The sequence below is a fragment of the Bradyrhizobium amphicarpaeae genome (genome assembly GCF_002266435.3).
In the GTDB taxonomy this organism is placed as follows: Bacteria; Pseudomonadota; Alphaproteobacteria; order Rhizobiales; family Xanthobacteraceae; genus Bradyrhizobium; species Bradyrhizobium amphicarpaeae.
In genome coordinates, this window is sequence record NZ_CP029426.2 from 3,091,840 (window position 1) to 3,108,854 (window position 17,015).

Genomic DNA, 17,015 nt, shown 5'->3' on the forward strand with positions numbered 1-17,015 from the left:
CCGGGGAGAGCGCGACATAAGCCGTAAAACCATCCGCGCAGGGAAGGCCGGGCGACCGGCAACACCTGTGGTCCACCCCGTGCGCGTCTTCGTTCGCACACGGGACTGCGGGTGCCAGCCGGCGCCCGGCCTTCCCTGTGCCCTTTCTGAACGTGGGGCGCAACGACGAGAGCAAAGCTCGGGCGAAATGAGCCGCGAGAATGCGGGCGTGTGTCCGCATCCCGGCGGAAGCGGCTCTCTCGCAAAGCTTACTAGGTCGAGGCCGCCGCTGGCTGTAGCTTCGGTTGCCGCGCGAGCGCCAGCACGATCAGCGCGGCGAACACGCAGAGCGCACCGGCGATGAAGAACGCGGGCAGGTAGCTCTGGAGAAGCGTGCGCGAGAGACCGGCGCCGAACGCCGCGGTGCCGGCGCCGAGCTGATGGCCGGCAAAGATCCAGCCGAACACCAGATTGGCGCGTTCGGGCCCGAACTTTTGCGCGGTGAGCCGCACCGTCGGCGGCACCGTCGCGATCCAGTCGAGCCCGTAGAACATCGCGAAGATCGAGAGGCCATAAAATGAGAAATCGCTGAAGGGCAGGAAGATCAGCGAGAGCCCGCGCAGGCCGTAGTACCAGAACAGCAGATAGCGGTTGTCGTAACGGTCCGACAGCCAGCCCGACATGATGGTGCCGAAGAAGTCGAAGATGCCCATCGCCGCGAGCAGGCTGGCGGCCTGCACCTGCGGGATACCGAAATCGAGGCACATCGGAATCAGGTGCACCTGGACGAGACCGTTGGTGGAAGCGCCGCAGACGAAGAAGGTCGCGAACAGGATCCAGAACGCGCGCGACTTCGACGCATCGCGCAGCGTTCCGAGCGCCACACCGGTGATCGAGCCGTGGCTCACGGGCGGAGCGGGCAGGGGCTCGGTGCCCTCGTCGCCGAACGGGCGCAGGCCGACATCGCTCGGACGGTCGCGCATGACGAGGAGGACGCCCAGTGCCGAAACGCCAAGCGCGATGCAGACGAAGCCGAGCGCCAGCCGCCAGCCGTAGCGCTCGGTGAGGCTCGCGAGCAGCGGCAGGAACACGAGCTGGCCGGTGGCGACGCTCGCGGTCAAAATGCCGACGACGAGACCGCGCCGCGCGGCGAACCAGCGCGTGGCAATCGTGGCGCCCAGCACCAGCGCGGTCATGCCGGTGCCGATGCCGATCACGACGCCCCAGAGTGCGACGAGTTGCCAGACCTGAGTCATGCCGAGCGAGGCGAGCAACGCCGAGACGACGATAAGCTGGGCCAGTAACGTGACGTTGCGCAGGCCGTAGCGGTTGAGCAGGGCGGCCGCGAACGGCGCCATCAGGCCGAACAGGATGAAGCGGATCGACAGCGCCGAAGAGATCTCCGCCGTGCTCCAGCCGAACTCCTTCTGCAGGGGAATGATGAACACGCCGGGCGCGCCGACCGTGCCCGCGCTGATCAGCGCGGTGAGGAAGGTGACGCCGACCATCACCCAGCCATAGTGGATATTGCGGCGGGACAAAGCTGCCGCGAGCCAGTTCGAGATCATTGGGCCTCAATGTGGGTTGGCGGGCCCCGAGGGTCCCACGTCATCGTTGCAGTCTGGCACGACCAAGGAAAGTCTGAAATGACAGACTTCCCTCTATTACGGACAAGGCGTTCAGCGCACCAGCCGCTCCACCGCGATCGCCGTGGCTTCGCCGCCGCCGATGCAGAGCGCGGCAATGCCGCGTTTGAGGTTGTTCGCCTCGAGCGCATGCAGCAGCGTCACGATCAGCCGCGCGCCGGTGGCGCCGATGGGATGGCCGAGCGCGCAAGCGCCGCCATTGATGTTTAGCTTGTCACGGGGAATGCCGAGGTCACGCTGCGCCGCCATTGCGACCACGGCAAACGCCTCGTTGATCTCGAACAGGTCGACGTCGGAGGCGGTCCAGCCGACCTTGTCGCGCAGCTTGCGGATCGCCGGGATCGGCGCCGTGGTGAACCATTGCGGCTCCTGGCTGTGAGTGGCGTGACCCTTGATCTCGGCGAGAACGGGCAGGCCGTCCCGATCGGCGAGCGAGCGCTTCGTCAGCACCAGCGCGGCCGCGCCGTCGGCATTGGCGGAAGAGGCGGCCGGCGTGATGGTGCCGTTGGCGCGGAATGCCGGCTTGAGGCCGGGGATCTTGGCCGGATCGACCTTCAGCGGATGCTCGTCATTGGCGACGATGCGAGGACCTGCCTTTTCCGCGAGCGTGATCGGCGCAATCTCGGCCTTGAACGCGCCGCCCTCGACCGCCTTGCGCGCGCGGCTCAGCGTCTCCATGGCGTAGGCGTCCTGGTCCTTGCGGGTGAACTGGTAACTCTCCGCGGTGGCCTCGCCGAAATCGCCCATGGAACGGCCGGTCTCGTAAGCGTCCTCGAGGCCGTCCATCATCATGTGGTCGATGATGCGGTCGTGACCGACGCGATAGCCGCCGCGTGCCTTGGCCAGCAGGTAGGGCGCGTTGCTCATGCTCTCCATGCCGCCGGACACGACGATGTCGGCCGAGCCGGCTCGGATGATGTCGTGCGCCAGCATGGTCGCCTTCATCCCGGAGCCACAGACCTTGTTGACGGTTGTCGCGCCGGTGGCGTCGGGCAGACCCGCTGCGCGCGCCGCCTGCCGCGCCGGCGCCTGGCCTTGTCCTGCCGGCAGCACGCAGCCCATGAAGACCTCGTCGACCTTCTCCGGCGCCAGCCTCGCGCGCTCCAGCGCAGCGCCGATCACGTGCGATCCGAGCTTGTGCGCGGGGAGCGGCGACAACTCGCCCATGAAGCGGCCGAGCGGGGTGCGGGCGGCGGAGACGATGACGACGGGATCGGCGGCTTCGGCCATGACGGGTTTCCTGGCGATGACGGATAGGATTATGGTCATCATATGATGCGGCGCAAAAAATGCAACCGCGGCTGGGATGAGAAATTGTCGTGGGTGGGATGACAATTGCTCGTTCGATTGGAGGAGGCGCCTACCGCTTCCGGTTCACGAACGCGCCCATCAGCCGCGTCGGCTCGTCCGTCAGGAACGACTCGCCGAACACTTTCACGCTCAGATTCACCGACTCCGTCAGCGGCAGTTCCTCCCACTGCCGCAGCAGCGCCTTCTGCGAGCGCAAGGCTTCGGGGCCGCATTCCAGCAGCGCGCTGATAAGGTGCTCGACCGCGGCATCGAGCTCGCCCGCGGGGGCGACCTTGTCCACCAGTCCCCAGGCCAGCGCCGTCGGCGCGTCGATGTTCTCGGCGGTCATCACCAACCAGCGCGCGCGGGCCCAGCCGATCAGGCGCGGTAGCAGCGCGGCGTGGATAACCGAGGGGATGCCGACGCGCACCTCCGGCATGCCGAAATGCGCGTCATGCGCGGCGACGCGAAAATCGCAAGCCGCGGCCACTTCGAGCCCGCCGCCGAGGCACCAGCCCGGCATGCGCGCGATCATGGGGGCCGGGAACTGGCGCACGGCTTCGCAGAGATCGCGCAGGCGGCTGATGAAGACTTCGGCGGATCGCTGGTCGAGCCTGGCCATCTCCTTGATGTCGGCGCCGCCGATCATGCTCTTCTCGCTTTGGCCGCGTAGCACAACGACGCGGATGCTGCGGTCGGATGCAAGTTGCTGCAGGCCTTCGCGCACCGCGTCGGTCACCGGCGAGCCGAGAATGTTGAGCGGGCCCGCGTTGCAGATCGCGAGATGAACGACACCGCGCGCGTCGCGCGTCACGCCGCAGTGGGGGTTGAGCATTTCCATCTTGGCATCTCGAAGGTTTCGTGGACCGGCGCGAGGCGCGCGGGTCGGTGCCACTTCCGGGCCGAAACGGCCTTGTTGTCAAGCGGGTGGGGGTGCGAGTTGCAAGTGCGAAGTCCGTGGCATAGTATGATGAACATCATATAAAAGAGGTCCCATGACTGAACCCGATCAACTCGATCTGTTTGCGCCCGCACAGCGGCGTGAGCGCGTGGTGGACTGGCAGGTGCCGGCGCCGGTCGCGAAAGTGGCGATGGTTCTGTCGGGCATGGACGCGATGCTGGGCATTCGCGACGGCCGGCTGCCGCCGCCGCCTTTTGCGAAACTGATCGGCTTCACCATGGCCGTCGTCGAGCCGGGCCGGATCGTCATGGAGCTGGAGCCGCGCGAGGATCTCGAAAATACCATCGGCCTCCTGCACGGGGCGACGGCGGCGGCACTGATCGACACCGCGATGGGATGCGCGATCTCGACCCGGTTGGAAGCGGGGCAGAGCTCTGTGACGCTCGACCTGAAGATGACCTTCCTGCGTCCGCTCTCGGTTCGCTCAGGCGTGATTTCGGCCGAAGGCAAGGTGATCAAGCTCGGACGGCAGACCAGCTATACCGAAGGCTTCGTCCGGGACGGCAAGGGAGGCCTTGCGGTGCATGCAACTGCAACGTTTTCCATGATCGGAAGCAACTTAACTTGAATTAATGCACCGATTTCGTCATTTGCGTGTTATGAGATGACCCACGACATCCAATGAGAGCTGCATGCGCTACTCCCGGGAACACAAGCAGGAAACCCACGATCGCATCGTGAAGAAGGCCTCCGTGCGGCTGCGCGAGAAGGGGGCCCATGGTATCGGCGTCGCCGACCTCATGAAGGAGGCCGGGCTGACCCATGGCGGCTTCTACGCGCATTTCGATTCCCGCGAGGCGCTGGTGATCGAGGCGTTCGGTTATGCGATGGACCGCTCGATGGAGCACTGGCGCAAGCTCACCGACGAGGTCTCGCCGGACAAGCGGCTGGCGATGATCGCTGACGCCTACCTGTCGACACTGCATCGCGACAATCCCGGCCATGGCTGCTCGATTCCCGCGCTCGGTGCCGAGATCGCCCGCGAAAGCCCGAAGGCGCGAAAGGCATTTGCCGGCAAGCTCGACGAGATGATCGAGCAGCTGGCGGACAACATCCCGAACGTGCCGCGCAAGTCCGCGCGCAAGCAGGCGGTTGCGACGTTGGCGACGATGGCCGGCACCATGCTGCTGGCGCGCATCGCCGGGTCGAGCGAGCTCTCGGACGAGGTGTTGAAGGTGGGCCGGGACAGTGCGCTGGAGTCTTCGAAGCGCGAGCCGAAGGCGGCGGCAGTGAAGAAGACGAAGACCTAGGCGAGATGCCGTAGGGGTGGGCAAAGGCGCGTCAGCGCCGTGCCCACGATCTCTCCTCGGTCGCGAAAAATGCGTGGGCACGCTTCCGCCTTCGCTCTTTGAGCTACGACGGACAAGTCGCTTTGCTCACGCCACAGGAGCGCCGTTTACCGCCCCGCAAACAACGCCCGTTCGCGCTCGACGATCTCGCCGATGTAATCCGCTACCGCGCGTATCCGCGCCAGATCCTTGCTGTCGGCGTGCATCAGCATCCAGAATGTCCGCGTGATCGAGATCTCCTCGGGCAGCACCGGAACGAGTTGCGGATAATCGCTCGCCATGAAATGGGGCAGCACCGCGATGCCGAAGCCCGACAGCGTGGCGTTGAGCTGCGCGATCAGATTGGCGCTGCGGAAGCGCGCGGAGATCCGCGGCGACACCTGCGGCAGATAATCGAGCTCCGGCGTGAACAGGAGTTCCTCGATGTAGCCGACGAAGCGGTGCTGCGGCAGGTCCTGCCGCGAGGCGATTTTCGGGAAGCGGTCCAGGTAAATGGGGGCGGCATAGAGGCCTAGGCGGTAGTCGAGCAGCTTGCGACCGACGATGCGGCCTTCCTTCGGCATCGTCAGGCTGATGGCGATATCGGCCTCGCGCTTGGAGAGACTGAACAGCCGCGCGGTTGCCACAAGTTGCAGATCGAGATCGGGATACCGGTCGGCGAAGGGGGCCAGCCGCGGCGCCAGGAAGGCGGTGCCGAACCCGTCAGGCGCGCCGATCCGCACCGTGCCGGTCAGCCGCGCCACCGAGCCGCCGACCTGTTCCTGGTTGGCGACGATGGTCGATTCCATCGCTTCCGCGCTGTCGGCGACGCGCTGGCCGGCCTCGGTGAGGAGGTAGCCGGTCTTGCGCCGGTCGAACAGCTTGGCCGAAAGGTGCTTCTCCAGCCGGTCGACGCGGCGGATCACCGTGGCGTGGTCCACGCCGAGCTGTTTTGCCGCAGCCGAAACCGAGCCGCCCCGGACGATGGCCAGCACAAAGCGAAAGTCGTCCCAGTCGATGCTACCTTGATCCAGCATTTTCGCACATCTATGGTGCATTATCTCAGACTTGAATCCTATAAAATGCAGGTCGATAGGATTTGTCAAAGCGTTCAAGCTCGGCCTCAAGGAGATCATTCATGCGTTCAGTCGGACATTTCATCGGTGGCAAGGAAGTCAAGGGCACCTCTGGCCGTACCGCCGACGTTTTCGAGCCGATGACCGGTGACGTGCAGGCCAAGGTGGCGCTGGCGTCCAAGGCCGAGGTCCGCGCCGCTGTCGAGAACGCGCGCGCCGCGCAGCCCGAGTGGGCCGCGACCAATCCGCAGCGCCGCGCCCGCGTCATGATGAAATTCGTCGAGCTGGTGCAGCGCGACTACGACAAGCTCGCCGAACTGCTCGCGCGCGAGCATGGCAAGACCGTGCCCGACGCCAAGGGCGACATCCAGCGCGGCCTCGAGGTCGCCGAGTTCGCCTGCGGCATTCCGCATCTGATGAAGGGCGAATATACTGAAGGCGCCGGCCCCGGCATCGACATCTATTCGATGCGCCAGGCGCTCGGCGTCGTCGCCGGCATCACGCCGTTCAACTTCCCGGCGATGATCCCGATGTGGAAGTTCGCGCCCGCCATCGCCTGCGGCAACGCCTTCATCCTCAAGCCGTCCGAGCGCGATCCAGGCGTGCCGATGATGCTCGCCGAGCTGATGATCGAGGCGGGCCTGCCGGCCGGCATCCTCAACGTCGTCAACGGCGACAAGGAAGCCGTCGACGCGATCCTCGACGACCCCGACATCAAGGCCGTCGGCTTCGTCGGCTCCACGCCGATCGCGCAGTACATCTATGAGCGGGCCGCCCAGACCGGCAAGCGCTGCCAGTGTTTTGGCGGTGCCAAGAACCACGCCATCATCATGCCCGATGCCGACATGGACCAGGCCGTGGACGCGCTGATCGGCGCAGGCTACGGCTCGGCCGGCGAGCGCTGCATGGCCGTCTCCGTCGCGGTCCCGGTCGGCAAGTCCACCGCCGACCGTCTCATGGAAAAGCTGATCCCGCGCGTCGAGTCGCTCAAGATCGGCACCTCGATCGATCCGTCCGCCGATTACGGTCCGCTGGTGACGCGCGAGGCGGTCGAGAAGGTCAAGGGCTACATCGACATCGGCATCAAGGAAGGCGCTACGCTCGCCGTCGACGGTCGCGGCTTCAAGATGCAGGGCTACGAGAACGGCTTCTATCTCGGCGGTTCGCTGTTCGACAACGTCACCAAGGACATGCGGATCTACAAGGAAGAGATCTTCGGTCCGGTGCTCTCGGTGGTGCGCGCGCACGACTACAAGGAAGCGCTGGCACTGCCGTCCGAGCACGACTACGGCAACGGCGTCGCCATCTTCACCCGCGACGGCGACGCCGCGCGCGACTTCGCGGCCAAGGTCAACGTCGGCATGGTCGGCATCAACGTGCCGATCCCGGTGCCGATCGCCTATTACACCTTCGGCGGCTGGAAGAAGTCGGGCTTCGGCGATCTCAATCAGCACGGCCCGGATTCGGTCCGCTTCTACACCAAGACCAAGACGGTGACCTCGCGCTGGCCGTCCGGCGTCAAGGAAGGCGCGGAGTTCTCGATCCCGCTGATGAAGTAGGGCCGTAGCCCAGCCCGTCATTGCGAGCGCAGCGAAGCAATCCAGACTGCCAACGCGCAAAGACTCTGGATTGCTTCGTCGCTTCGCTCCTCGCAATGACGAGAACAAAGAGCAGGCACCTATGCAATTCGCTCTGAACGAGGATCAGATCGCAGTTCGCGACATGGCGCTGGCGTTTGCGGCGGAAAAGATCGCGCCGCACGCGTTGCGCTGGGACGAGGAGAAGCATTTCCCCGTCGACGTGATGCGCGAGGCGGCGACGCTCGGCATGGGCGGCATCTACATCCGCGACGATGTGGGCGGATCCGCGATGACGCGGTTTGATGCGGCGCTGATCTTCGAGGCGCTGGCGACGGGGTGCCCGACCACCTCGGCCTTCATTTCCATTCACAACATGGCGAGCTGGATGATCGATGCCTATGGCAGCGACGCCCAGCGCCAGACATGGCTGCCGAAGCTCTGCACCATGGAGCTGATCGCGAGCTATTGCCTGACCGAGCCGGGCGCCGGCTCGGACGCGGCTGCGCTGCGCACCCGCGCGGTGCGCGACGGCGACACTTACGTCCTCAACGGCCAGAAGCAGTTCATCTCGGGCGCCGGCGGCACTGATCTGCTGGTCGCAATGGTGCGCACCGGCGGCGATGGCCCTGGCGGTATCTCCACCCTCGTCATCGACGGCAAGACTCCGGGCGTCAACTATGGCGCCAACGAGCGCAAGATGGGCTGGAACGCGCAGCCGACCCGCGCCGTGATGTTCGAGAACGCGCGCGTACCGGTAGCCAATCGCCTCGGCGAGGAAGGCATCGGCTTCAAGATCGCGATGGCCGGTCTCGACGGCGGCCGCCTCAACATCACCGCTTGCTCGCTGGGTGGTGCGCAGACCGCGCTCGACAAGGCGCGCGCCTACATGAAGGAGCGCAAGGCTTTCGGAAAGCGCCTCGACGAATTCCAGGCGTTGCAGTTCCGCCTCGCCGACATGGCGATCGAGCTCGAGGCCGCGCGCACGTTCCTGTGGCGGGCGGCTGCGGCGCTGGACCGGAAAGACCCCGATGCCACCATGCTGTGCGCGATGGCCAAACGCTTCGGCACCGATGTCGGTTTCGAGGTCGCCAACCAGGCGCTGCAGCTCCACGGCGGCTACGGTTACCTCAGCGAATACGGCATCGAGAAGATCGTGCGCGATCTGCGCGTGCACCAGATCCTCGAAGGCACCAATGAAATCATGCGGCTCATCGTGGCGCGCAAGCTGATCGAGGGCGCGCGATGAGTTCGGTGGAAGAGGGCGATCTGGTCGCCCGCGTCGAGGGCGCGGCTGGCGTCATCAGGCTCAACCGTCCGAAGGCTATCAACGCCGTGACGCTGGAGATGTTTCGCGACATCGACAAGGCGCTCGACCGCTTCGAGGCCGATCCCGCCGTCGCATTGATCGTGCTGGAAGGTGCCGGCGAGCGCGGCCTGTGTGCCGGCGGTGACATCCGTACGCTCTGGGAGAGCTCGAAGGCCAAAGGCGATCTCGGCAAGATCCTTTGGCGCGAGGAATACATCCTCAACGCCCGGATCAAGAAATTCCCGAAGCCGTATATCGCGTTCATGGACGGTATCGTGATGGGCGGCGGTGTCGGGCTCTCAGCCCATGCCAGCCACCGCATCGTCACCGATCGCACCCGGCTCGCGATGCCCGAGGTCGGGCTCGGCTTCTTTCCGGATGTCGGGGGAACCTATCTGCTGTCGCGTTCGCCCGGCGAGGTCGGCACTTACTTCGGCCTGACCGGCCAGACCATGAACGGGCCCGACGCCATCCATGCGAAGTTCGCCGACTCCGTGGTGCAGGTGGCCAAATGGCCGGAGCTTCGCGAGGCGCTGACCAGGGTACGTCCAGGCGCAACTGCGGCCGAGGTCGGCAAGCTCATCAACGGCTTTGCGACCGGCGAGACCGCCGGGCCGGTGGCCGCGAAGGAGCCTGCTATCGACGCGTTGTTTGGCTTCGACCGCATGGAAGACATCTTTGCCGCACTGAAACGCGACGGCTCGGAGTTCGCGCTGGCGACCCTGAAGACGCTGAGCGAAAAATCGCCGCGCGGCATGGTGGTGACGCTGAAGCTGCTGCGGCTCGCGCGAGAGGCGTCAAGCCTGGAGGAATGCCTGGTCCGCGAATATCGCGCCGCACTCGAAGTGTTCCGCAGCGACGATTTCCGCGAGGGCGTGCGCGCGGCCGTGATCGACAAGGATCGCAACCCGGTCTGGTCGCCGCCGCGGATCGAAGATGTGACGCCAGAGATGCTTGCGCCGTATCTCGCCGAGATCGGTGCCGACGAGCTGAAATTCAACTAACAACGATTGAAGCGGAGGAAACGACAATGGCCACGATCGCATTCATCGGTCTCGGCAACATGGGCGGCCCGATGGCCGCCAACCTGGTCAAGGCCGGCCACAAGGTGGTGGCGTTCGATCTCGTCGAAGCCTCCCGCAATCAGGCCAAGGCCGATGGCGCGGGCATCGCCGACAGCGCCGCCGGCGCGGTGAAGGGCGCCGATGTCGTCGTCACCATGCTGCCGGCTGGCAAGCATGTGCTCGGCGTCTGGAACGAAATCCTTCCCGCCATGACCAAGGGCGCGCTGGTCATCGACAGCTCCACCATCGACGTCGAGAGCGCGAGGGCCGCGCATGCGCTCGCCGCCAAGCACGGCGTGCTGTCGGTGGATGCGCCGGTCTCCGGCGGCACCGGCGGCGCCAAGGGCGCGACGCTCACCTTCATGTGCGGCGGCGAGGAGAACGCATTCGCGGCGGCCAAGCCGGTGCTGGAGAACATGGGCAAGAAGATCGTGCATTGCGGCGGTGCCGGTGCAGGGCAGGCGGCCAAGATCTGCAACAACATGATCCTCGGCATCTCCATGATCGCGGTGAGCGAGGCGTTTGCACTGGCTGAAAAGCTCGGGCTCTCGCACCAGGCGCTGTTCGACGTCGCCTCGACCTCGTCGGGCCAGTGCTGGTCGCTGACGACCTATTGCCCGGTGCCGGGCCCGGTGCCGACGTCCCCCGCCAACAACGACTACAAGCCGGGTTTTGCTTCCGCGCTGATGGTGAAGGATCTGACGCTGGCGCAGGACGCTGCGAAGGCCGCGGGCGCGGCCACCCCGCTCGGCAAGCATGCGCAGGAGATCTATCAGTCTTTCGACGCAGCAGGCCAGGGCGGGGTGGATTTTTCCGGAATTATCAAGCACGTTAGGGGGCTTGCTCGATCGCCGTCATCCTGAGGTGCGAGCGGAGCGAGCCTCGAAGGATGAAAAGACGGTATCTGTGGCGATCCTTCGAGACGCCGCTTCGCGGCTCCTCAGGATGACGACAGTGAACGTGGTAAAGCCGGATGACGACATTTCAGGAAGCGCGCGCGTTCCTTCTGCAACACCGGACGGATTACGAAGCGGCGGTTAAAGGATTCCGCTGGCCTGATCCGGTTCCCTTCAACTGGGCGCTCGACTGGTTCGACGAGCTGGCGAAGGACGCCGAAGCCAAGGACCGGCCGGCGCTCTGGATCGTCGACGCCGCGCAGGATCGCCAGACGAAACTGTCCTTTGCGGTGCTCTCGAAGCGCTCGAATCAGGTCGCGAATTTCCTTCGCGCGCAGGGTCTGAAGCGCGGCGATCATCTCCTGTTGCTGCTCGGCAATGTGGTTCCGCTGTGGGAGACGATGCTGGCGGCGATGAAGCTTGGCGTCGTCGTGATCCCCGCGACCACGCTGCTCACCGCCGATGAGCTGCGCGACCGGCTCGACCGCGGCAAGGCGAAGGCGGTGGTGGCGGCCGAGGACCAGGTCGCGAAGTTCGCAAGCCTCGGTGCGGAGAATATCGTCCGCATCGTGGTCGGCGCGGCCCACGACGGATGGCTCTCCTACGATGATGCCGCAAAGGCCTACGAGAGTTTTACCGCCGACGGCCCGACCAATGCCGACGATCCGATGCTGCTCTATTTCACCTCGGGGACGACGGCAAAGCCAAAACTCGTCCGGCACAGCCAGCGCAGTTATCCGGTCGGCCATCTCTCGACCATGTACTGGATCGGGCTGAAGCCCGGCGACGTCCATCTCAACATCTCCTCGCCCGGCTGGGCCAAGCACGCCTGGAGCTGTTTTTTCGCACCGTGGAATGCGGGCGCCACCGTGTTTGTGGTCAACCAGCCGCGCTTCGATGCCAAGGGGCTGCTCGCCACCATCGGTCGCTGCGGCGTCACTACGCTGTGCGCGCCGCCGACAGTGTGGCGGCTGTTCATCCAGGAGAACCTTGCGTCCTTCAAGGTTGCTTTGCGCGAGGTCTGCGGCGCCGGCGAGCCGCTGAATCCTGAAGTGATCGACCAGGTACGGGCGGCCTGGGGCCTCACCATCCGTGACGGCTATGGCCAAACCGAAACCACGGCGCTGGCCGGCAATTCGCCGGGCCAGAAGATCAAGATCGGTTCGATGGGCCGGCCGCTGCCGGGCTATCGCGTGCAGATCAGCGACGCCGACGGCAACAGAGCGAAGGAAGGCGAGGTCGCACTGGTGCTTGGAGCGAGCCGTCCCGCCGGTCTGATGCAGGGCTATCAGGGCGACGACGGCAAGCTCTCCGGCGCCGAGGGCGAGCTCTATCGCAGCGGCGATGTCGTGTTCGAGGACGACGAGGGCTATCTCACCTTTGTCGGCCGCTCCGACGACGTATTCAAGTCGTCGGATTACCGCATCAGCCCGTTCGAGCTGGAAAGCGTTTTGCTCGAGCACGAGCTGGTTGCGGAAGCCGCGGTGGTGCCGAGCCCGGATCCGATCCGGCTCGCGATCCCCAAGGCGTTCGTGCTGTTGACCTCGGGCGCCGAGCGGACGCCGGAGACCGCGCTGTCGATCTTCCAGCATCTGCATACGCGCCTTGCGCCATTCAAGCGCATCCGCCGCCTCGAGATCGTCACCGAGCTGCCGAAGACGATCTCGGGAAAGATCCGGCGTGTTCAGCTGCGGCGGCTCGAGCGCGACGGCGACCGCGAGGATCCCCAGCGCGGCCGCGAATTCCGGGAAGAGGATTTTCCCGAATTGCCGAAAACACGGAGTGAGACCTAAGTGAACGAAATCTGGAAGAAGCCGCCGATCACGCTTCAGGCCTATCAGGCCATGGTCGGCAGGGAGATCGGCGTGTCGTCGTGGCACCTGATCGATCAGCCCCGCATCGACACCTATGCCGACGTGACCGATGATCACCAGTTTATCCACGTCGATCCCGAGAGGGCGAAGGAGACTGCGTTCGGCACCACCATCGCGCACGGCTTCCTGACGATGTCGATGCTGTCGGTGATGTCCTACGAAGTGATGCCGGCGATTGCGGGCACCACGATGGGCGTCAATTACGGCTTCGACAAGCTGCGCTTCATCTCGCCGGTCCGCTCGGGCAAGCGTATCCGCGGCCGTTTCGTGCTGGCCGAAGCCAAGCTGCGCAAGCCGAACGAGTTGCAGTCCCGCACCAACGTCACGGTGGAGATCGAGGGCGAGGACAAGCCGGCGCTGGTCGCGGACTGGTTGGGTCTGATCTATTTCGCCTGACCTGGGGCGTCGTTGCCGGGCTTGACCCGGCAACCCATCGCTGCTCAAAAGCTGACCAAATCTGCGCGGAGGGCTCTCACCCTCTCCCCTTGTGGGAGAGGGTGGCTTCGCGGAACGCGAAGCCGGGTGAGGGGTCTCTCTCCGCGAGCGCATCTGTTGCGAGAGACCCCTCATCCGGCGCTTCGCGCCACCTTCTCCCACAGGGGGAGAAGGAAGAAGAGGCAGGAAGTTGCACAATGGCAATCAGGTTCGACGGACGCGTCGCTATCGTCACCGGCGCGGGCAATGGTCTCGGTAAGGCACATGCGCTGGGGCTGGCCAGCCGCGGCGCGAAGGTCGTGGTCAACGATTTCGGCGGCGCGCGCGACGGCAGCGGCGGATCGCTGTCGCCGGCCGAGGCCGTGGTCGAGGAAATCCGCAAAGCGGGCGGTACCGCGATGGCCGACGGCGCGGACGTCTCCAATTTCGAGCAGGTCACAGCCATGGTCGAGCGCGCCACGAAGGAGTGGGGCAGCGTCGATCTGATGTGCGCCAATGCCGGCATCCTGCGCGACAAGTCGTTCGGCAAGATGGAAGCGGCGGATTTCCAGAAGGTGCTCGACGTGCATCTCGTCGGCACCTTCTATTGCTGCAAGGCGGCCTGGGCCGGCATGCGCGACCGCAATTACGGACGCATCGTGCTGACGACGTCGTCCTCCGGCCTCTACGGCAATTTCGGCCAGGCCAATTACGGCGCGGCGAAGTCCGGCATGGTCGGCCTGATGAACGTGCTCGCGGAAGAGGGCCGCAAGAACGATATCCGCGTCAACATCATCTCGCCGACGGCGGCGACCCGCATGACCGAGGAGCTGCTGCCGCCGCAGGCGCTGCAGCTGATGAAGCCGAACGCGATCACGCCCGCGGTCGAGTACATGCTCAGCGAGGACGCTCCGACCCGCACGATCATGGGTGCCGGCGCCGGGTCCTTCGCCGTGATCAAGATACTGGAGAGCGAAGGCATCAACCTTCCGGAATCCGAATGGACGCCGGACGCGGTCGCCGCGCATTTCGCCGAGATCAGCGACATGTCGAAGGCGAGGGCGCTGACCGGCGCGTTCGAGCAGACACAGAAATACGTGGCGCAGGCCGCGGCACGGGCAGGGATCAAGCTCTGACCGACGTCGCCGTCATCGGGGCCGGTCCCGCTGGGCTGATGGCGGCGGAGGTGCTGGCGCAAGGCGGCTCCCGCGTCACCGTCTATGACGCGATGCCGTCCGCGGGCCGCAAATTTCTGATGGCGGGCCGGGGCGGGCTCAATCTCACCCACAGCGAGCAGCTTGCCCAATTCATGGCGCGCTATCGCGAGGCGGCGCCCAAGCTGCAAGCGGCGATCGAGGCGTTTTCGCCCGACGCGTTGCGGGCGTGGAGCGAAGCCCTGGGTGAGCCCACCTTCGTCGGCAGCAGCGGGCGGGTGTTTCCAAAAGCGTTCAAGGCTTCGCCTTTGCTGCGCGCCTGGCTGCGGCGGCTCGATGCGAGCGGCGTGCGGTTTGCGTTTCGCCATCGCTGGGCCGGTTGGGACGGTGAGGGACGGCTGCTGTTCCGGACGTCTGAGGGCGTGGCGCCCGTTAGTGCCAATGCGACCGTGCTGGCGCTTGGCGGTGCAAGCTGGCCGCGGCTCGGATCGGATGGCGGCTGGGTCGAACTCCTCGCTGCGAAGGGGGTGACTATCTCAAAGCTTCGGCCGGCCAATTCCGGCTTCACGGTCGCGTGGTCCGACGTGTTTCGCGATCGTTTCGAGGGCCAGCCGCTCAAGGGCGTGGCGCTGACGCTTCGTGCGCATACGGTGCGCGGCGAAGCCATGATCACCCGGAGCGGCATCGAGGGCGGCGCGATCTACGCGCTGTCGGCGGAGCTGCGCGAGGCGGTACTGGGTCTCGGGCAGGCCACGCTGATGATTGCGTTGCGGCCGGATCTCGATATTGCAACGCTGATCACCCGGCTGTCAGGCACGCGCGGCAAGCAATCGCTCGCGAACTTCCTGCGCAAGGCGGCGCAATTGTCGCCGGTCGGCATCGGCCTGATGCAGGAGGCCGCGCTCGCGTCCGGCCGGCCGCTGGCCGCGTTCTCGCCGGCGGAGCTTGCGCATCTGATCAACGCAATCCCGGTCAAGCTCACCGGCGTTGCTGCGATCGAGCGCGCCATCTCGACGGCGGGCGGAATTGCCTTCGACGAACTCGACGAGCACTTCATGCTGCACAAGCTGCCCGGCCTGTTCGCCGGCGGCGAGATGCTGGACTGGGAGGCACCGACGGGCGGCTACCTGTTGCAGGCGTCGTTTGCGACGGGCGCTGCGGCGGGCAGGGGTGTGCTCGACTGGTCGAAGCGTTCGTAGAGCGCCGCCGCCCTTCGAGGGCCGCTGAAGAAGCGGCCACCTCAGGGGGACGGCTGCGAGAGAGCGACGCTCCTCCCCGAGCACAGACAAGAGAGAGCGTCGTCCTGAGGTGCGAGTGGCGCGATGCAAAGCATGGCATCGGGAGCCTCGAAGGATGCGCGGGCGCCGACCCCCTACCGCAACTTCCCGCGCGCCGCCACCGGCAGCGTGCCGATGATCTCCTCGCCGCGGACCATCAGCACTTCGTCCATCATGTTGACGACGACGCAGACGTGGTTCGGCACGATGCGGACGACGTCGCCGATATTGGGGCGCGTGTTGCTGCGCGAGAGATCCAGGAAGCCGTGCTCCTCGGCGAATTTCGCGATCTTGGCTTCGGGGTGCTCGAGGATCAGGCCGTGGCCATCGAGCCCGCCGGTATCCGTTGTCAGCGTCTTCGAGCCGGCGTCGAGGATGCCGCGCTCGGGTGCGGCGCGGCTCACGACGGTCGAATAGATGTGCAGCGCGCAGTCGTCCCAGGTCGCCGAGCCCGCTGCGACCTGCATACGGTCATTGTAGATGTAGGTGCCGAAGCGGTGCTCGGTGCCGCCCTTGAGCTTCCCGATGTTGACGAGGTTCGGCGTGCCGCCGGTCGAGACGATCTTCGCGTCCAGCCCGTGCGCGCGCACGCCAGTCAGTGCCTCGTCGAGGAATTTCTGCGCATCGGCCCAGCCCGTCTCCGTCGGGTACATCATGAAGCCGGCGAACTCGAGCCCCTTCGACCCCGCGATCTCGCGCGCAAGTGCGATGGCTTCTGCCGGCGTTTCGACGCCGGCGCGCTTGCGGCCGGTGTCGCATTCGACCACGACGGAGAGCGGACGGCCCGACGCCGCAGCAGCCTTGGGCAGGCCGGCGACGACGGTGGAATTGTCGGCGGCGACCGTCATGTTGGCTTTGGCATTCAGCGCGCCGAGCCGCGCCATCTTCTCTTCGCCGAGCAGGTTGTAGCTGATCAGGATGTCGTCGATGCCGGCATTGGCCATGATCTCGGCCTCGCCGATCTTCTGGCAGGTGATGCCCTTGGCGCCGGCCGCGACCTGGATCTTCGCGAGCGTCGGGTTCTTGTGCGTCTTGATGTGGGGACGGTTGGCGATGCCGGCGTCATCGCAGGCCTTCTGGATCCGCGCGATGTTGCGCTCGACCCTGTCCATGTCGATGACGGCGCAGGGCGTGCCGTATTCGCGGGCGATCTTGGCGGCGAGGGTCGTTGTCATGGGACGTCTCTTGAGTTGGCGCGCATTCTGATCGCAAAACCGGTGCCCACTTTTG

General features: G+C 65.7%; 15 protein-coding genes. 10 read left to right on the forward strand and 5 right to left on the reverse strand.

All coding sequences use genetic code 11. The features are described 5' to 3' along the window. Nucleotides 1-251: 251 nt before the first annotated feature. From CIT40_RS14150 to CIT40_RS14160, 3 genes are all read right to left on the reverse strand, one after another. Nucleotides 252-1,547: an MFS transporter gene (locus tag CIT40_RS14150; RefSeq protein WP_094896555.1), complete on the reverse strand. Its 1,296-nt coding sequence runs from the start codon at nt 1,545-1,547 to the stop codon at nt 252-254. 111 nt (nt 1,548-1,658) lie between these two features. Next, nucleotides 1,659-2,855, reverse strand: coding sequence for an acetyl-CoA C-acyltransferase (locus CIT40_RS14155; RefSeq protein ID WP_094896556.1), 1,197 nt, complete (start codon nt 2,853-2,855; stop codon nt 1,659-1,661). A 130-nt stretch (nt 2,856-2,985) separates the two neighbouring features. Then, nucleotides 2,986-3,756, reverse strand: coding sequence for an enoyl-CoA hydratase (locus tag CIT40_RS14160; protein WP_094896557.1), 771 nt, complete (start codon nt 3,754-3,756; stop codon nt 2,986-2,988). 154 nt (nt 3,757-3,910) lie between these two features. Between CIT40_RS14160 and CIT40_RS14165 the strand changes: the two genes are divergently transcribed. After that, nucleotides 3,911-4,444 carry a PaaI family thioesterase gene (locus CIT40_RS14165; RefSeq protein ID WP_094896558.1) on the forward strand — a complete coding sequence of 178 codons (534 nt, stop codon included), beginning with the start codon at nt 3,911-3,913 and terminating at the stop codon, nt 4,442-4,444. A 64-nt stretch (nt 4,445-4,508) separates the two neighbouring features. After that, nucleotides 4,509-5,126: a TetR/AcrR family transcriptional regulator gene (locus tag CIT40_RS14170; protein ID WP_094896559.1), complete on the forward strand. Its 618-nt coding sequence runs from the start codon at nt 4,509-4,511 to the stop codon at nt 5,124-5,126. A 146-nt stretch (nt 5,127-5,272) separates the two neighbouring features. Here CIT40_RS14170 and CIT40_RS14175 read toward each other — a convergent pair whose 3' ends face one another. Next, a complete protein-coding gene (locus tag CIT40_RS14175) occupies nt 5,273-6,181 on the reverse strand; it encodes a LysR family transcriptional regulator (RefSeq protein ID WP_094896560.1) in 909 nt (302 codons plus the stop codon). A 101-nt stretch (nt 6,182-6,282) separates the two neighbouring features. Between CIT40_RS14175 and CIT40_RS14180 the strand changes: the two genes are divergently transcribed. The 8 genes from CIT40_RS14180 (at nt 6,283) to CIT40_RS14215 (ending at nt 15,707) form a co-directional block, all read left to right on the forward strand. Further along, a complete protein-coding gene (locus tag CIT40_RS14180) occupies nt 6,283-7,779 on the forward strand; it encodes a CoA-acylating methylmalonate-semialdehyde dehydrogenase (RefSeq protein ID WP_094896561.1) in 1,497 nt (498 codons plus the stop codon). Nucleotides 7,780-7,900: 121 nt separating this feature from the next. Continuing rightward, on the forward strand, nt 7,901-9,046 hold the full coding sequence (locus CIT40_RS14185) for an isobutyryl-CoA dehydrogenase (protein ID WP_094896562.1): 1,146 nt from the start codon (nt 7,901-7,903) through the stop codon (nt 9,044-9,046). Beyond that, nucleotides 9,043-10,110 carry an enoyl-CoA hydratase/isomerase family protein gene (locus tag CIT40_RS14190; RefSeq protein ID WP_094896563.1) on the forward strand — a complete coding sequence of 356 codons (1,068 nt, stop codon included), beginning with the start codon at nt 9,043-9,045 and terminating at the stop codon, nt 10,108-10,110. Before CIT40_RS14185 ends, CIT40_RS14190 begins: the two co-directional genes overlap by 4 nt. A 26-nt stretch (nt 10,111-10,136) precedes the next feature. Continuing rightward, a complete protein-coding gene (mmsB, locus tag CIT40_RS14195; RefSeq protein WP_094896564.1) occupies nt 10,137-11,033 on the forward strand; it encodes a 3-hydroxyisobutyrate dehydrogenase in 897 nt (298 codons plus the stop codon). A 110-nt stretch (nt 11,034-11,143) separates the two neighbouring features. Then, complete coding sequence (locus tag CIT40_RS14200; protein WP_094896565.1) at nt 11,144-12,859, forward strand: AMP-binding protein; 1,716 nt, start codon at nt 11,144-11,146, stop codon at nt 12,857-12,859. Then, the gene (locus CIT40_RS14205; RefSeq protein ID WP_094896566.1) at nt 12,860-13,336 is read left to right on the forward strand and encodes a MaoC family dehydratase; all 477 of its coding nucleotides are present in this window, start codon (nt 12,860-12,862) and stop codon (nt 13,334-13,336) included. It begins immediately after the preceding gene. 236 nt (nt 13,337-13,572) lie between these two features. After that, nucleotides 13,573-14,490 carry an SDR family NAD(P)-dependent oxidoreductase gene (locus CIT40_RS14210; protein ID WP_094896567.1) on the forward strand — a complete coding sequence of 306 codons (918 nt, stop codon included), beginning with the start codon at nt 13,573-13,575 and terminating at the stop codon, nt 14,488-14,490. A 38-nt stretch (nt 14,491-14,528) separates the two neighbouring features. After that, the gene (locus CIT40_RS14215; protein ID WP_244611968.1) at nt 14,529-15,707 is read left to right on the forward strand and encodes a BaiN/RdsA family NAD(P)/FAD-dependent oxidoreductase; all 1,179 of its coding nucleotides are present in this window, start codon (nt 14,529-14,531) and stop codon (nt 15,705-15,707) included. A 173-nt stretch (nt 15,708-15,880) separates the two neighbouring features. On the opposite strand, the gene CIT40_RS14220 is transcribed toward CIT40_RS14215, so the two are convergent. Beyond that, nucleotides 15,881-16,960, reverse strand: coding sequence for a D-TA family PLP-dependent enzyme (locus tag CIT40_RS14220; protein ID WP_094896568.1), 1,080 nt, complete (start codon nt 16,958-16,960; stop codon nt 15,881-15,883). Between the last annotated feature and the right edge of the window lie 55 nt (nt 16,961-17,015).

What these genes read in the sequence shown, in the direction of transcription:
- CIT40_RS14175 (WP_094896560.1), bottom strand. Translation starts at nt 6,181, where the DNA reads ATGCTGGATCAAGGTAGCATCGACTGGGACGACTTTCGCTTTGTGCTG.
- CIT40_RS14155 (WP_094896556.1), bottom strand. Translation starts at nt 2,855, where the DNA reads ATGGCCGAAGCCGCCGATCCCGTCGTCATCGTCTCCGCCGCCCGCACC.
- CIT40_RS14150 (WP_094896555.1), bottom strand. Translation starts at nt 1,547, where the DNA reads ATGATCTCGAACTGGCTCGCGGCAGCTTTGTCCCGCCGCAATATCCAC.
- CIT40_RS14200 (WP_094896565.1), top strand. Translation starts at nt 11,144, where the DNA reads ATGACGACATTTCAGGAAGCGCGCGCGTTCCTTCTGCAACACCGGACG.
- CIT40_RS14165 (WP_094896558.1), top strand. Translation starts at nt 3,911, where the DNA reads ATGACTGAACCCGATCAACTCGATCTGTTTGCGCCCGCACAGCGGCGT.
- CIT40_RS14210 (WP_094896567.1), top strand. Translation starts at nt 13,573, where the DNA reads ATGGCAATCAGGTTCGACGGACGCGTCGCTATCGTCACCGGCGCGGGC.
- CIT40_RS14220 (WP_094896568.1), bottom strand. Translation starts at nt 16,960, where the DNA reads ATGACAACGACCCTCGCCGCCAAGATCGCCCGCGAATACGGCACGCCC.
- CIT40_RS14160 (WP_094896557.1), bottom strand. Translation starts at nt 3,756, where the DNA reads ATGGAAATGCTCAACCCCCACTGCGGCGTGACGCGCGACGCGCGCGGT.
- CIT40_RS14215 (WP_244611968.1), top strand. Translation starts at nt 14,529, where the DNA reads ATGGCGGCGGAGGTGCTGGCGCAAGGCGGCTCCCGCGTCACCGTCTAT.
- mmsB (WP_094896564.1), top strand. Translation starts at nt 10,137, where the DNA reads ATGGCCACGATCGCATTCATCGGTCTCGGCAACATGGGCGGCCCGATG.
- CIT40_RS14190 (WP_094896563.1), top strand. Translation starts at nt 9,043, where the DNA reads ATGAGTTCGGTGGAAGAGGGCGATCTGGTCGCCCGCGTCGAGGGCGCG.
- CIT40_RS14180 (WP_094896561.1), top strand. Translation starts at nt 6,283, where the DNA reads ATGCGTTCAGTCGGACATTTCATCGGTGGCAAGGAAGTCAAGGGCACC.
- CIT40_RS14170 (WP_094896559.1), top strand. Translation starts at nt 4,509, where the DNA reads ATGCGCTACTCCCGGGAACACAAGCAGGAAACCCACGATCGCATCGTG.
- CIT40_RS14185 (WP_094896562.1), top strand. Translation starts at nt 7,901, where the DNA reads ATGCAATTCGCTCTGAACGAGGATCAGATCGCAGTTCGCGACATGGCG.